The organism is Acidisoma sp. L85, from assembly GCF_009765865.1.
GTDB lineage: Bacteria > Pseudomonadota > Alphaproteobacteria > Acetobacterales > Acetobacteraceae > Acidisoma.
In genome coordinates this window covers 1-13998 of the sequence record NZ_LMUQ01000011.1, presented here as the reverse complement: position 1 = coordinate 13998, position 13998 = coordinate 1, and the positions used below count along the sequence as shown (strand labels likewise).

The following is a 13998-nucleotide window of genomic DNA, read 5'->3' as shown; positions in this document are numbered from 1 at the left end:
CTCAAATGAAGGCTCACAAAGTGAAAGAGTGAAGACGCATTGGGATGCGTATGATCTTATCTGGTGGGCGGAGTGCGCCGATACGGTTGGCGTTGAAGGAGGCACCTGGACGCCTCGGTTGCTGCGCGACGATCAGGGTCAACACGTTTCCGATCCTGATCGTCGCGCCAGAACATGGTATCTGTCGCACCGACCGATGCAACAATTCACCTCCATCCGAGTTGTTTCAGAGCATATCCAGAATTCCATATCTTCGTCATGTGAACGATCTGATCGCCCTCGAACTGCATGACATAGACGTAGTCAGTTATCGCGGTCTTGCCTGTGGGCGCAATTGGGCCGCCATTGAGGTGGGTGCCGGTAAAAGCCCCATAGGCTATGACGTTCCCGCGTGTTTCATCAGCGGCGAACGACTTTACCTCGTAACTGCTGTTTGTCAGAGCGACCAAAAGGCCCTTCATCCACTCCGTTAGGCGCTAAGCGTTGTAATATCGGACAGCGCCGTGTTTTGGCATGCGAAGCTAGCGTCGGAGTACAGAAGGTCTTACATTTCTCCCAACCGCCGCCGGTATCGCACGAAACAAAGAAAGCTTCGGCTAACTCAATCATCGTCGCCATGGCGTGCTCCGCTGGCTAGCTTGACTTAATCCTATTACATGAGAAACGAGAATCTGCAACGAAATTGACGAGGCTAGACTCATCATCGACAGGCGGCATCAACACATTAGGGGAGACAGCCTAGCAGCAGGAGGACGCACGTCATGAATATGCGGTGTAGATCTCCGTAAGCGGCAATATTGCTTTTGAAAGAATAGGATATCTCCATGCCGCAAAATACTCGACGTCCACGGCGCAATGCGGCGCGACTTTCCTAATTCCATATTCAACTCCGTGCTTCGCTTTTGCGACCCGCTCTTCTACTTCAGCCGACGACAGGTCATAGCGATCGGCAAGAATCCTTCGAAGCGCCTCCTCGGCGTAGCCGCGGCATTCCTTGCCAACAAGGGAAGGGTGGTTTCTTTTCAAGAAAGGAACCACAGGACCTTCAGCTGCTGAGCGCGGGCTTTCCCTATGACTTCACTATAAGGAAGGCGACCTTCGACCTACACCGCGCCCAATGGTGTAAAGTCTATTCGCTTCGGCATCCAGCCGGGCATCACGAACTCTTCCCTGCGCCGACGCAACCTCCAAAGCATCGTCGACGTCGCTGCTGCTCAGCGCTCCAGCCGCGATCTACCCGCCGGCATCCGCGGCGATGGGCAGCTCGCGGCACAATCGCCGTTTCTCCGTGCCGCGCTTCTCTAACAGTCGCTCTCCCGAGCGGCCGAGGCTCCCGCCCGTTCGTTTCGCGGAGGGCTTAGCGCGGCCGGAGCGAGCTCTGAATGACATTATCGTGAGTAACGGGTTTGAGCGAGCTGACCGGACCCAAGGCGCCTTTCTGAGAGGCAAGAGTCGGACTACAACATGTTGACTTTCAGCAAGCAGCGAGATTGCTCGATGACCATCCCCGACCCCCAAAAGCCGTTCTTGAGCGACGTGAAAGCCCTGCGCGAAATGGCGCGACAGCACATTTCCGAAGGGGCAGTGACGGCAGCCTATCGGGGTGATGTTAATCAGACCATCGACATTCTACAGACTGTCCTCGCGACCGAGATCGTCTGCGTGCTGCGCTACACAATGCATTCGATCGCCGCGACGGGTATTTCCTCGGAAGGAGTCAAGGCCGAGTTTGCGGAGCATGCACGAGAAGAACAAGAACACATGAACGCGGTTGCCGAGCGGATCAATCAGCTGGGCGGCAAGCCAAACTTTAACCCTGAGGGTCTCGCGACCCGGTCAGCGTCGCAATATGTCGAGGGAGACAACCTTGTCGACATGATCCGTGAGAACCTTGTTGCGGAACGCATCGCGGTCGAACACTACAGGGAGTTGATCCGCTATTTCGGTGACGACGATACGACAACCCGCGTGATGCTTGAAGGTATTCTAGGCGTCGAGGAGGAGCATGCTAACGACATGCATGACCTCCTTGTTGCCCACGAAGGCAAGCCCATGCTGCCCGGCTGACGAGCGAGGGCCTCTCGACACTTTGAGTCGCATCACCGTTCACTGCTGGAATGGCGACTTAGGCCTTGAGCGGCGGCAAATTGCCCCGAGCGTACTCGTTGAGGTTGTGCTCGATCAGCGCAAGAACGTAACTGAAGTTTAAATTTGAGGGACGCTGAACGACCTGGTCATCCACTTGTGGAATGTCGATGGCGCTTTCGGCGTCCCAAGCTTAACGTTGCAAAGTGGTATAAACTCGATCCGAGACACCGTTTCCTAGAGCCGACTCACCGGCGCCTTTCGGCCCCTGTGTATCCTCACAACATCGGAGGTAGCGCTTTCGTGTTCAGAAGGCTGCGCCCCGACCGGCTATCGCATTCCAGAGCGAAGCAGGGTTCTCGACCGCCATGGCGATCCGCCCTTCCCAGATAAGGGCGACATCGGAGGATGGCGCCTTGATGATCCCAGGCGCGCTTGGACTTCGTGGCCACCACAAAAACTTGACGCTGCCGGTCGTCATTATGGCGGGCGAGGGCGATAAGGTTGTGTTCAAGCGTCGATCCGGACAGCTCAAAGCGGCAGTCACGGGCAGCGTGCTCCAGGTCGTTAGGGACGGCAGGGCACATGATCCACTACCAAGCTACGAGGCAGGTCGCTGAGGCTGTAGAGACCGTCGTTGAGCAGTCCTCCCGGCGGAACGTTCCCCGGGCGGCGTGATTTTGGCTATGCGGGATGGCTCCGCAATCTGCTGCGCGGGCAGTTGCAAGTCTGCACCCTATTGCCTCGGCCCAGCCCGTGGGTGCAGACAAGGATTTTGGTTTACGAGTTGCTGCAGGCTCGGCGGCAATCTGGTAGGCACCGTCGCGGTCGCAAACCTCGCTCGACTGGCTGGTGACCACTGAGCAGGCCGCACCGTCGGATTGGCGAAAGTTCCATAGACGCGTATTGGAATATCCAGAGCGAAGATGCCCGTCGATGCAGGCTGGCTGCCTATCATGAGGTCTAATGTGCGCCGGTAGAGGTCGAATCGGGCCTCGCCCACAACGGTTCCGGACGCTGTCCGAATGCGCAGCGGCGAGATGGTGCCTACGCCGTCGTTCATATTCAACACACCCAAGAGGCAGGAAACTGGGGTCGTTCCTTGGGCTTTTCGGAACAATAAGCGTATGTCGGTTGACGCCATTTCGATCACCTGGCGGGCAATAGTGCCTCCTTTCATCGAAACGGCGGCGACAACATCGGCAGCGCGGGCCGCCGCGTTGAAGGTAGCGCCGCTCGACGAAGCAACAAGTTGTGCGTCAAGCTTGCCGGAGAGGGGTACTGATGCAAGCCCCAGCACGAGGCGCAGTTGCTGAATGTCGGCACCTGACACGACTACCTTTGCCGACACGCGGCCAATTTTACCCGCGGCTTCAAGCCGCCCATCAGCTCGGATGCTTGCGCCAAGATAAGTCAGTGCCAGCGCCCTTAAGGCGATGTGACCAGGCGTGACCGCCGCGGAGAGGCTAACATCGGAGCCTTGGATGCCATTGTAGACGAGCTGGCGGGCGGCCAAATGCGCGTCGATGAGTGGGTCCGGCGATCGAGGAACATCGATAGGAATATCGGCATCCGACGCACCACCCCCGCTTCCGCCTCGGAGCAAGCCACTGAGGTCGAGCCGAGAGAAGGTGATGTTAGTGGCCACCTCGTCAGGCTTACCTTTGCTACCCTCCTTCAATTGCAACGAAGCTGCCGTGATGGGATTGTCTTTCAGTTCGCCTGTTGCACCTGTCAGGCTCCACAAATCGCCATCCCGTTGTAACTGTCCGGCGAGTTGCAGTGAAACGTCAGATTTGTTAGTTAGCCCGGCAAGCGCCAGTAGGGCTTTCGGTGTTGGGGCCTCAAGCACGACCGCGCCTTTGGCGCCGTCTACATCGAGCGGGTCCGTCATCGTCCCTTTGAACGAAAACTTCGTTTCGTCCGATCTTAGGTGGAGTTCCATGCCGTAGGGAATGGTTCCATCTCTCAGTGCTACGATCGATTGCAGCTCTCCGGCAAGGCTGATGGGCGTGCCATTGTATGCCCCAGTGGCAGTCAGCCTGACCGGTTGAGTCACGTTTGGCGTCACGATCGAAAGCTTGGTCAGCGTCGTGCGGAAGGTCGCTCCGCCAGAGGTGCGGTAGACAACTTCGCTGTCGTTCAAACGGGCATTAAGCAGTGTCGGAAACCAAGATCGATTGTCGGACGTTGTAGGATTCGGCTTCGCCCCACCAAATCTCCAGTTAGGAGTATGGCCGGCTGTTCGTTCCGCCAAGATTGAAAGGCCATCGATTACTAGGCGCCGCACAATCAGAGGACGGTGGAGAAGCGACAGCGCGTCGACTTTGGCGGTGAGGTGGCGCAACTCGACCATCATCGGGCGACTGCCACCGGGTACATTGGCCAATCGCGCAGCATCGACCTCGATTGTGATCCATCGCCCTGGGGTTATGTGCAGCGCATCAATCGTCACTTGTCTGCCGAGAGCTGCGCTGGCGCGGCCCGAAGCGAGAGATGCTAAATTAAAATGTCCGACCAGCAAGTATACCGCGACAATAGCGACGAATAGTAAGCCCATCAGTCCTAGGGAGACGTAGATGAACCAGCGAACCACGTCTGCCTCCTTGGGCCCCTTCACTAGGGACGTCGTCCTTGCCTCTATTCTTACAAGGTTCAGCCCCGCTCACGTTGGTAAATCGTTCGAAGCCCGATCCGCTTTATCCGCATTGAATATTGCGTCGTCCTTCGAGTAAGCCCCAATCGCCTCGAAACCTTCGTCCCTCAGTAATTGCGGGGAATCAGTAGGACCTACCATTTTGTCTGTGAGCGCGTAGGCCCGGCCGGCGTGCAGAAGCGGAAACGCGATATGCAAGAGCGTCTTCCGCAACCCAATGAGTGTCAGCCGCGCTGAGGATCCGGTTTCTACTATGGCGATCCAGTGCAGCTACCAGTACCAGACAGCGCGCTGGCCTCCAACCCCGTCAACGCCTTCTCCTCCTCGAAAGGCGAGCCGCGGCCCGATCGCCACCCTTGCCAATCTAGGAGCGAACGATCTCCACCGGAGTTTGATGCCCAAAAAGAGCGAATGGGCGTCCAGCTCTCGGCGTGCAGGTCTACAGAATCGAGCAACGTTCCGTCCATGCCAAAACACATCCTTAAGCAGATGGGGCGGTCTATCCTCGTGACTAGCCACCCCACCGGTCAAGTTCCCGGGTGTCGGGCAGAATGGGTGCCTGAGGAGAGCAGCCTGCACGGCGCATCAGTCGGCGTGATGTTAACACGCGATAATGAAGCTTCTAGGGTGTTGATAGGTCTAACAGGCTGTCAGAACACCCATGAAAGATCCTTGCACTCAAAGCCGATCCATCCATATACCATCCAGATGGATGGAGATGGCCGGTGGGCACGGTGCATGACATACGGACTAAAACGGCCGATAGCGAGAAGATCACGATCAACCTGGGTTATGTCGATCTCGGCCATATCGATCTGATGGTGAAGGATGGGTTCTATTCTAACCGGACAGACTTCATTCGCACCGCTATTCGCAATCAGCTCGATCGCCACGCTGACGTTGTACGCCAGTCCGTGGCGCGAAAGACCCTCGACATTGGTCTCGCGCATTACGGCCGCAGCGACCTTGAGGCGGTGCAAAGTCGCGGCGAGATGCTGCACATCAACGTGCTCGGCTTGGCCACCGTCGCGCGAGACGTCACGGCCGAGCTGGCCCGCGCGACCATCGCCTCGGTGACGGTCTTGGGTGCGCTACATGCCAGCGCCGAGGTCAAGGCCGCCTTGGCGGACCGAACGAACTAAATCGACGCCGACGGGCCAAGCGTCGCCCGTCAAAATGACGACGATCCACTATCGACGGAAGCCGATATCGGTTCCGCACGGGATGCCTGATGGGGTCCCAAAACACGGAAGTCACAGCGATGAAGAATCACCTGCCTGACGGGCTGCTACAGGCGACACGTTTGACAACGGGAGGCCGTCTTGCAGAGGCCACCGCAGCTTTGCAGAACATGCTCGCAGGCCGAGCAACGAGTGGCAAAGCCGAGCCGGCGGCACAGCGCAACCCTCCTACCATTGAAGGCGTGGTCGAACCGGCCAGATTGGCCTGGGGTGACTACGCGCCACGCGCATGGCCCCGGTTCGGTGCGGCCGGCGGTGGCAGGACCTTCGCCTCGGGTGAGTTCAATCTGAAGCCGGCGGTCTCCAATCCGTTGTGCGGTTTCTTTGAGCAGGGCAGCCACGGCGCCTTCCAGTTGCCGGTCGGCGGTCTTGCTCCTTTGTCTGCGAACCGGGTGCCGGTCATCGTGCCGGATGGTGCGCGGTTCCTTGCCAAGACCTTCAGCAACCAGGCCGGCAGCCGCCCTTACAAGCTTTACGTGCCCAGCGGGTACCATGGCCAAGCTGTGCCATTGATCGTGATGCTGCACGGCTGCACACAGTCGCCGGATGATTTCGCCGTCGGCACGCAAATGAATGCTGCTGCGGAGAAACATACCGCCATCATCGCCTATCCTGAGCAAACAAGTTCCGCAAATATGCAGAAGTGTTGGAATTGGTTCAGTGAAAGCGACCAACAGCGTGATCGGGGCGAGCCCTCACTTCTTGCGGGGATTACTCGCGAAGTACTGCGCGACTTTGAAATCGATGAACGCCGTGTTTATGTCGCCGGGCTTTCGGCGGGAGGGGCAGCCGCCGCGGTTATGGGGAACGCCTACCCCGATCTCTACGCCGCGATTGGCGTGCATTCTGGGCTCCCCTGCGGGGCAGCACGGGATATGCCCTCTGCGTTCGCCGCGATGCGTGGCGGCAGGGGCTTCCTGCCTGAGTCAGCGAGGTCTCCACGACCCGAGGCTCTTGGGCGACTTGTCCCCGCCATCGTTTTTCATGGCGACCGTGATACCACGGTAAACCCGCTCAATGGTGACGCGGTTGTGGTTCAGTCCGCTCAGCGCGAGGCGCTGAGGACGCAGGTTGAAAGCGGCCAGGTTCCAGGCGGTTTGGCGTACAGCCGCACCCTGCATTATAACGTGACCGGAACAACAATGATCGAGCAGTGGCTTGTCAAAGGCGCCGGGCACGCCTGGTTTGGTGGAAGTCCTTCAGGCTCTTACACTGAGCCGCGCGGGCCGGATGCGACAGCGGAGATGCTGCGTTTCTTTCTAGAACACCCGCACCCGGCGTCGGTGTAGGACAGCGGACGAGGACTTCGGCACGATGCGCGGGCCGCCAGGTTCCTCGAAACTGTGAGCCACCGTTCTGGCTTATGCCGGAACAGTGTTTTCTTCTCACTCTGACTTTCAGGTAAAGGTGACGCATGAGCACACATGACACGACGTGGTACGTGGTCGCTGATGGCGGCAAGGCCCGTATCCTTTCCCGCCATGATGACCACTTCCACACGATCCACACCTTCAGTGCGGAGGGCGCCGGCGACATCGACGACGACGCCTCCAGGGGCGCGCATCAGCTAAAGGCGCCTCACTCCGATCCCAAGGCCGAGATCAAGGAGGAGTTCGCGCGCGTCGTTGCGGACTATCTCAACCTCGCGCCGGAATCTGAAGTTCAGGCAATTGTATTGGCCGCCCCTGGTCACGTCCTGCACGACATCCGCGAGCGGCTTAACAAGCTTACGGCAGCGAAGCTCACTCGGAGCCTCAGCAAGGACTTGACCAACATTTCCGACCACGCGATCGCCGAGCATTTCGAGGAGTGAGTGCTAGGCGCCTCAACCTCTCTTTCCATCTACGCGGTTACACCGAAGCCATGAGTTTTAGTGGAGCGGGGTCCGCGTCGATCATCAACCGCAGGAATTAGCTTCAGCTTGGTCGTCCAACTCTGGGGTGCTTCCGGCAGGAGCCCACGCTGCCTTAAGAAGGTCCTCCTGGTGTCGCGCTCAAGGCTAACTTAGATTGGTTGCCCGAGGGCAGGACTTGCCGGGCCGCAAACTGACAAGGAAGAATAGTCCCATGCGTCTGCTGTCAATGATGATCGTGGCTGGCCTATTGAGTTTTCCTGTGTCTCATGAAGCGGCGGCCAGCCCAGCGACGCCGATCCAGTCGCGAATAACTTTAGCCCCAAGCAATAGTTCTATCGAGAAGGTCTACTACTATCGTCACCGATATTATCCATATCAGTACAGAGGAGCTTACTACCGGCACCGCTACTATCGCCATGGTCGTTACTATTACCATTGAGAACGAATACGCTTCGACCGCGCTAGGTATAACGTCGCGTTCGCGATCCGTGTTATGGATCGGTGCCGAGGGAATGCATGGTAGAGCATGCCGATCCGTCCTGAACTACGGTCTTTCTATCCCGCCCATTGGTGCAAGTTGAGTCAACTTGCCGTTCGAGCGTGCCGGAGGTCGTTGCCAAGGTTGTCGACCACATATGCAGGAGGTTCGTTGCCTCCCGGACGGCCGCTGGTTGATGATGAAACACGCACTTGGCGCGACCAGCGCGGGCGTCCCGCGCGTTGGCCGAATTCGTTGGAAGCGCCGCGCCGCCGCAGCGATTGCGTTGTGCTCGCCGCCGTGCATCTTGAGCTTGATCTGAGAAGACCGCATGGTTGGATCGGCAAAAGGCGAAAGAGGATCGGGAGCTTCCAGCGGCCTTGAATCATTTCAATCACGCGGATCACGTGCATGGCTATACCGTCCGGCCCGAGACAGACAGCCCGGTGCTCAGCTGTGACAGGCACCTTAAAGTGCGTACTTGCCTCACCTGTCGTCATGATCCACCTGGCTCCTTTTCCGCAGTTTGGAATGGGCTTCGGACAATGGACCTGCAACTCAAAGACAAGACGGCATTGGTGACAGGCAGCAGCAAGGGGATCGGCGAGGCAATCGCGATGGCTTTAGCACGAAGGCGTAAATGTCGTCGTCCATGGCTGGCCTGGAGTTTGGCCACAATTGCGGTATCCAGCGCGTCCTTTTCAGCCAGTAAGATGCTGATCCGCTGTAGGGTGGTCTCAGTTGTGAATGGGGCAGCGGGCTTTGCCTTAACGGTGCCAATGGGCTCGTTTGTTGGAGTGGTCGCGTGTTTTTTGTTGCAGGCGGTGGGTTCGGTATGTGTTGGCCATCCATCGTGCATCGGACAGTGCGTTTCACGGTCGAAGATGAGCAAGCGTTGGCTGCAGCGGCCGTGGGAATTGTTCAGAGGATGGGATATGCTGTCAGGGCTGCAGCCGCGGGTATAGCGGCCAACGCTTCAGGGCTTGCTTCTGGCATGACCGCGGCCCGGTCGGCTGGCTTTCGGGTTTTCGCGGCGTTCATACCAGTGTTGATTATTGGCATGCTCAGTGGTTGGCGGCTCACTGACGAGGTTGACGAGGTGGCCAACCAAATCGAATGATTGAATGCGGCAGAGGAGGTTCCGGTCTCGGCAAGGCGACAACGCAGTCGGCGCGAGCTTCCCCTTTCAACGGCTGATCCTCGTAGAGTTCAACACGCGAGATGCTCTCTTTCCGCGTGTCATTGCAACGTAACCGAGAGATTGATGAACAGGGGAGCAAGTGCCTAGGCCCCGCAAGAAGCTGAGCTGGGAGGAACGATCGACTGCTCTATCCTCGACTTGTAAAGTGACGCCCGCGCGATCTTCGCGGAGCCGCCAACCGTTTGGCGTCCAAGTCGGGAAGAGTACTTTCTATGCCGGGAACCTCATCTAATGCTACGTGGCCAACATTGGCTTAATCGTGCCCTGAGCTCTCGAAGGCTGACCTCATGCTGAGTCACTGGTCTGGCGTAGCATCGCAGGCGGAATGACGACCTTGATCCGTCCGGAGTTCACGTCGTAGACGATACCTGAGATAGTAAACTCGCCCGGAATATCTTGATTGGCCCTCCACGCGGCGACGTCCATGGCGACCGCTTTATATGGATCAGTCACTTCCATGCATTCGAGCTGCTTCCGCGTAACTCCGAGATGTTTCGCCAGAAGATCGGGTGCGTGCCTGTAGCAGCCGATGATCCCACAATCGGTATGGTGGAGAATGACAAGGTTCCAGCTCGGCCCCATCATCTGGCCTGCGGCCATGGCTACAGTGGGCAAGAGAATCATCGTTTCGACCAAGGCCGGATTGATGCGACCGCCTATATTGCGGAAAGTCGCGGCCTCTCCGGGCTCAAGCCCCAGAACATCCAGTGGATCTACCCGTGGATCTAGGCACCCAACTACAATCGTCTTGGCTGATGGGATGATCTTGAGGCTTGCCGAAAAGCCGTCGCGGGCAAAAGTCTCGTTTCTCTCGATTATTGTCTCTATAAAACCCATTTTCAACCTTTCAAAAACCTTACGGGAGGTATCCTCAAGATAAGCCCGATCCAGGGTTACGCAGAGCTTGTCGCGGCGCCGGCAGGTTCGCCAGCGTTGCCCCATGCGTTAGCACCGGCCTGGCGTCCAACGCTCAAGGAGTCGGCGCAGGCGCGTCCCACATTGACGCGAGCACCCAAGGCGAACGCTTCAGACCTTTTGTTATCCTGATGTCTCTCACCGGGCTCAGGATCCGTTGAGCGTCGCTGCGTGAACGCGAGTGAACTCACGTACGGTCATCGGCCTACGCCCTGTCAGCCGCTCGACGTTGTCGTCAGCACCTGACATCACGCCATTTTGGTAATCTTCCATCGCACCGCTCAGATGCTGGACGATGTAGGCCGGCACGCCCATCGCCTCGAGCGAGGCGCAATACTCAGTGATCGGCAGATCCTGAAAGACGATCTTGCGTCCGAGCGCTTCGGAAAGTTCGGCCGCCATTTGCTCATGGTCCATTTCGACAGGGCCGGACAGAGGGATGGTTTTGCCGATATGCGGCTCGGGCGCCATCAGGATCGCAGCTATCGCGCGTCCTTGGTCGTCCGCAGCGATTGGCGAATGCCGCCCTTTGCCGACGGGCATCCGGAGGATACCCTGACGAAGGTATGGCAACTGCCAGGGGTAGAGCAGCCACTCCAGGAAATAGGTCGGCCGGAGGTGCACGACGGGGAGGCCCGACCAATTGAAAACCTGTTCGGCGATATAGCTGTCTCGGCAGGAGTGGCTCTTCGACTCACGGCGCGCCGAACGCTGCGACAAATTGACGATGGTCGGCCCGCCCGCTTCCTTCCCGGCCTGGGCGAAATTGACGACTGCATTGATGAGGCCCGTCTGGACCGGCCAGACAAAGTAGGCCGCATCGACACCCTCCATCGCTGCGCGGATGCTGTCGATTTCGAGCAGGTCCCCGACCGCGATCTCCGCGCCAAGCTTCTCTAAGGCGTCCGATCGTGAATCCTTCTTGTGAACCATTGCGCGGACCTGCAGTCCTAGCGCTAGCGACTCTCTGACAGCGACGCGTCCCGTGTCCCCAGTCGCGCCGGCGATGAAGACTGTTCGTCTATCAGTGGGAGATGACACGGGGGAACCCTCTCTAAGACGCCTAACGCCGGTATACGGCGGAGCGTAGCGCCTTTCGGGAGCTAACCAAATGTCGTATATCCCTCGTTTCGGGTCGCGAGGGTCGGGCATGCTAACAGTGGGATTCGTCGTGACGCCGGGCTTCCCTGTCATGAGCCTTGCTGCGCTCTCGGTATTCGAGTTTGCTAACCACAGCTCCGGAGAGAAGCTCTACGACATCCAAATATTATCCGACGACGGCATGCCCGTCCCATCGGCTTCAGGCACAAGCCTTGAGACCGCGGCCTTCAACAATGGACGGTTCGACACAGTGATCATCGGCGGCAACACCCGCGTCATGCCTACCTCGCGCAGCTTACTAGCCTTTGTCTCAAGCGCGGCGAAGACGTCACGCCGGATCTCTTCCATCTGCACGGGCATCTTTGCCCTGGCCGATGCTGGCATACTTGGTGATCGCCGTGTCACGACGCACTGGCTCTTCACCGAAGATTTGAAGACGCGCTTCCCTGAAGCCCAACTGGTTGAGGATCGCATTTTTATCGTCGACGGACCGATTTGGACAGCGGCGGGCAACACCGCCGGGATCGATCTAACGCTTCATATGTTGGAAGAAGACTATGGTTCTGATCTTGCACGCATGGTCGCTCGCATTCTTGTTGTCGACTCTCAGCGCTCAGGAGGGCAGTCCCAGCATTCGGCATTGCTGGAGCTGAATCCTAAATCCGACCGCATCCAAGAAGCTTTGGCCTATGCTAGGCAGAATTTGTGTAAACCACTTTCCGTGCAGAAGCTCGCTCAGTCAGCCGGTCTTGGCCCCCGTCAGTTCAGTCGCGCCTTTCATGCCGAAACCGGGACGTCTCCTGCGAAAGCAATTGAGAGTCTTCGGCTCGATAGGGCGCGGCTTATGATTGAGCAAGGCCGGCATCCGATTGAAGTCGTCGCGCGCGAGACTGGCTTCGGAGATCAAGAACGAATGCGCCGCGCCTTTATTCGTGTTTTCGGTGAGTCCCCACAGAGGCTACGGGCTATCGCGGCGGGCAGGGCAAACCGAGGAACTAGTTGACATCAGGCCAAGGTTTTTAAGCTCGTCGCTCCGAATCTTACTGATCCGCTACTCGCGACTTCTGCCCAATTGCGTTGCAAACCAGTGCGGGCCCAAGGCGCAGCATACATCAGCCAACCTCCTGCACCTTGAAAGCGCCTCTACAGCGAAGGCCGCCCTGGCACTGTTCAGCATGGCGACCGTGCCCATAGGTACTGCGGCAAAGAGGTCAGACGGCTGACCAATTAGGATGTCTGGAAGGCGCGCCGCTCTCCTTAGACTATCGTCCCGCCAAACTCTCATCGCGGCCGGATCGATGGCGTCACCCATGGGCGTGTCGATGCAGCCAGGGCAGACGGCGTTGATGCGGATCCCCTTCGCTGCATAATCCAGGGCGGCGCTCTTGGTCAGGCCGATCACGCCGTGCTTGCTGGCATGGTACGCGGCGCGCCCGGCGAGACCGACAAGACCGCCGAGGGATGAGCAGTTGACGATTGCGCCGCTGCCCTGCTGCCGCATGTGCAGAAGCTCGTGCTTCATGCAGGTCCAGACGCCACGCAGATTGACGGCATTGACCTCGTCGAAGGCCTCACCACTCTCGTCCGTCACGTCGCCCATCGGGCCGAGGATACCGGCGTTGTTGTACGCCATATCAAGTCTGCCAAACGCCGCGACTGTCCGTTCCACCATCGCCGCTGCCTGACGCTCATCCGTCACGTCACAGGTGACGCCGACCGCCCGGTGCCCCTTGTCGGTCAGGGCATCCACGGCTGCCCGTTAGCGCCTCCTCCTTGCGGTCGGCGAGCACAACGGCGGCGCCTGCTTCTGCGAAGGCCGAGCGGTCGCCAGCCCCGTGCCGGAACTGGCGCCGGTCACGAGCGCAACCTGGCCTCTCAAGTCATAGATATGGTTCATCGTCTGTCTCTTTCGCTGCCTGATCTGGTCAGCTCTCGTATTGCGCGTCGCTGACGTGCTCGAGCCAATCCACTGGCGAGCCGTTCAGCTTCTCCTGGATAGCGATGTGGCTCATGGCCGTGGTCGGTGATGCTCCGTGCCAGTGCTTCTCGCCGGCCGGGAACCAGATGACATCACCGGGCCGGATTTCCTCGATGGGTCCGCCCTCCCGCTGCACCCGGCCGCAACCGGCCGTCACGATCAGCGTCTGCCCGAGGGGATGGGTATGCCATGCGGTGCGGGCACCGGGTTCGAAGGTCACCAGGGCACCCCCGACCCGCGCCGGATCGGGCGCGCTGAACAGAGGGTCGATGCGGGCAGTGCCGGTGAACCAGTCGGCTGGTCCCTTGCCGGAGGGTTGTGAGCCAATGCGTCTGATATCCATGGTCAGTTTCCCTGTGTCGTGGGCCGCCGACGCGGCTGTGGGGCCTTACCTAGGGTCAGGACTCATTCTTTGAGATAGAAGGTGACACTGGCTGCGATGCAGATGGCGGAGAAGAAGGTGTGTGCGCAGCGGTCGTAGCGGGTGG

At 58.7% G+C, this 13998-nt stretch carries 13 protein-coding genes; 6 read left to right on the top strand and 7 right to left on the bottom strand.

Annotated features, from left to right (window positions below):
- Positions 1 to 206: 206 nt before the first annotated feature.
- Positions 207 to 461, bottom strand: coding sequence for a hypothetical protein (locus GSQ83_RS29720; RefSeq protein WP_216849865.1), 255 nt, complete (start codon positions 459 to 461; stop codon positions 207 to 209).
- A gap of 298 nt (positions 462 to 759) precedes the next feature.
- Positions 760 to 1026 (bottom strand): hypothetical protein, encoded by a 267-nt coding sequence (locus tag GSQ83_RS01365; RefSeq protein WP_158800925.1) that lies wholly within the window; start codon positions 1024 to 1026, stop codon positions 760 to 762.
- 471 nt (positions 1027 to 1497) lie between these two features.
- On the opposite strand from GSQ83_RS01365, the gene GSQ83_RS01360 reads away from it, so the two are divergent.
- Complete coding sequence (locus GSQ83_RS01360) at positions 1498 to 2067, top strand: bacterioferritin (RefSeq protein WP_158800924.1); 570 nt, start codon at positions 1498 to 1500, stop codon at positions 2065 to 2067.
- 754 nt (positions 2068 to 2821) lie between these two features.
- On the opposite strand, the gene GSQ83_RS01355 is transcribed toward GSQ83_RS01360, so the two are convergent.
- Entirely contained in the window at positions 2822 to 4681 is a 1860-nt protein-coding gene (locus tag GSQ83_RS01355) for an AsmA-like C-terminal region-containing protein (protein WP_158800923.1), read from the bottom strand.
- A gap of 785 nt (positions 4682 to 5466) precedes the next feature.
- Here GSQ83_RS01355 and GSQ83_RS01350 point away from each other — a divergent pair.
- From GSQ83_RS01350 to GSQ83_RS01335, 4 genes are all read left to right on the top strand, one after another.
- The gene (locus tag GSQ83_RS01350; RefSeq protein WP_158800922.1) at positions 5467 to 5883 is read left to right on the top strand and encodes a CopG family transcriptional regulator; all 417 of its coding nucleotides are present in this window, start codon (positions 5467 to 5469) and stop codon (positions 5881 to 5883) included.
- A gap of 119 nt (positions 5884 to 6002) precedes the next feature.
- Positions 6003 to 7271, top strand: coding sequence for a PHB depolymerase family esterase (locus GSQ83_RS01345; RefSeq protein ID WP_158800921.1), 1269 nt, complete (start codon positions 6003 to 6005; stop codon positions 7269 to 7271).
- 125 nt (positions 7272 to 7396) lie between these two features.
- Entirely contained in the window at positions 7397 to 7795 is a 399-nt protein-coding gene (locus tag GSQ83_RS01340) for a host attachment protein (protein WP_158800920.1), read from the top strand.
- Between the two features lie 1325 nt (positions 7796 to 9120).
- On the top strand, positions 9121 to 9435 hold the full coding sequence (locus tag GSQ83_RS01335; protein WP_158800919.1) for a hypothetical protein: 315 nt from the start codon (positions 9121 to 9123) through the stop codon (positions 9433 to 9435).
- Positions 9436 to 9801: 366 nt separating this feature from the next.
- Here GSQ83_RS01335 and GSQ83_RS01330 read toward each other — a convergent pair whose 3' ends face one another.
- Positions 9802 to 10458: a carbonic anhydrase gene (locus GSQ83_RS01330; protein ID WP_216849864.1), complete on the bottom strand. Its 657-nt coding sequence runs from the start codon at positions 10456 to 10458 to the stop codon at positions 9802 to 9804.
- Between the two features lie 120 nt (positions 10459 to 10578).
- Positions 10579 to 11583 (bottom strand): NmrA family NAD(P)-binding protein, encoded by a 1005-nt coding sequence (locus tag GSQ83_RS01325; RefSeq protein ID WP_158800918.1) that lies wholly within the window; start codon positions 11581 to 11583, stop codon positions 10579 to 10581.
- A gap of 19 nt (positions 11584 to 11602) precedes the next feature.
- On the opposite strand from GSQ83_RS01325, the gene GSQ83_RS01320 reads away from it, so the two are divergent.
- Positions 11603 to 12535 (top strand): GlxA family transcriptional regulator, encoded by a 933-nt coding sequence (locus GSQ83_RS01320; protein ID WP_254065442.1) that lies wholly within the window; start codon positions 11603 to 11605, stop codon positions 12533 to 12535.
- 48 nt (positions 12536 to 12583) lie between these two features.
- Here GSQ83_RS01320 and GSQ83_RS01315 read toward each other — a convergent pair whose 3' ends face one another.
- Together GSQ83_RS01315 and GSQ83_RS01310 are read right to left on the bottom strand one after the other, a co-directional pair.
- Positions 12584 to 13282, bottom strand: a complete 699-nt coding sequence (locus tag GSQ83_RS01315; RefSeq protein WP_216849862.1) for an SDR family oxidoreductase — start codon at positions 13280 to 13282, stop codon at positions 12584 to 12586.
- A gap of 175 nt (positions 13283 to 13457) precedes the next feature.
- Positions 13458 to 13853 carry a cupin domain-containing protein gene (locus GSQ83_RS01310; protein ID WP_158800916.1) on the bottom strand — a complete coding sequence of 132 codons (396 nt, stop codon included), beginning with the start codon at positions 13851 to 13853 and terminating at the stop codon, positions 13458 to 13460.
- Positions 13854 to 13998 lie beyond the last annotated feature (145 nt).

Coding starts and splice junctions, on each gene's coding strand:
- GSQ83_RS29720 (WP_216849865.1), bottom strand. CDS start 461: ATGAAGGGCCTTTTGGTCGCTCTGACAAACAGCAGTTACGAGGTAAAG.
- GSQ83_RS01360 (WP_158800924.1), top strand. CDS start 1,498: ATGACCATCCCCGACCCCCAAAAGCCGTTCTTGAGCGACGTGAAAGCC.
- GSQ83_RS01345 (WP_158800921.1), top strand. CDS start 6,003: ATGAAGAATCACCTGCCTGACGGGCTGCTACAGGCGACACGTTTGACA.
- GSQ83_RS01340 (WP_158800920.1), top strand. CDS start 7,397: ATGAGCACACATGACACGACGTGGTACGTGGTCGCTGATGGCGGCAAG.
- GSQ83_RS01330 (WP_216849864.1), bottom strand. CDS start 10,458: ATGGGGCAACGCTGGCGAACCTGCCGGCGCCGCGACAAGCTCTGCGTA.
- GSQ83_RS01325 (WP_158800918.1), bottom strand. CDS start 11,583: ATGCCCGACCCTCGCGACCCGAAACGAGGGATATACGACATTTGGTTA.
- GSQ83_RS01310 (WP_158800916.1), bottom strand. CDS start 13,853: ATGGATATCAGACGCATTGGCTCACAACCCTCCGGCAAGGGACCAGCC.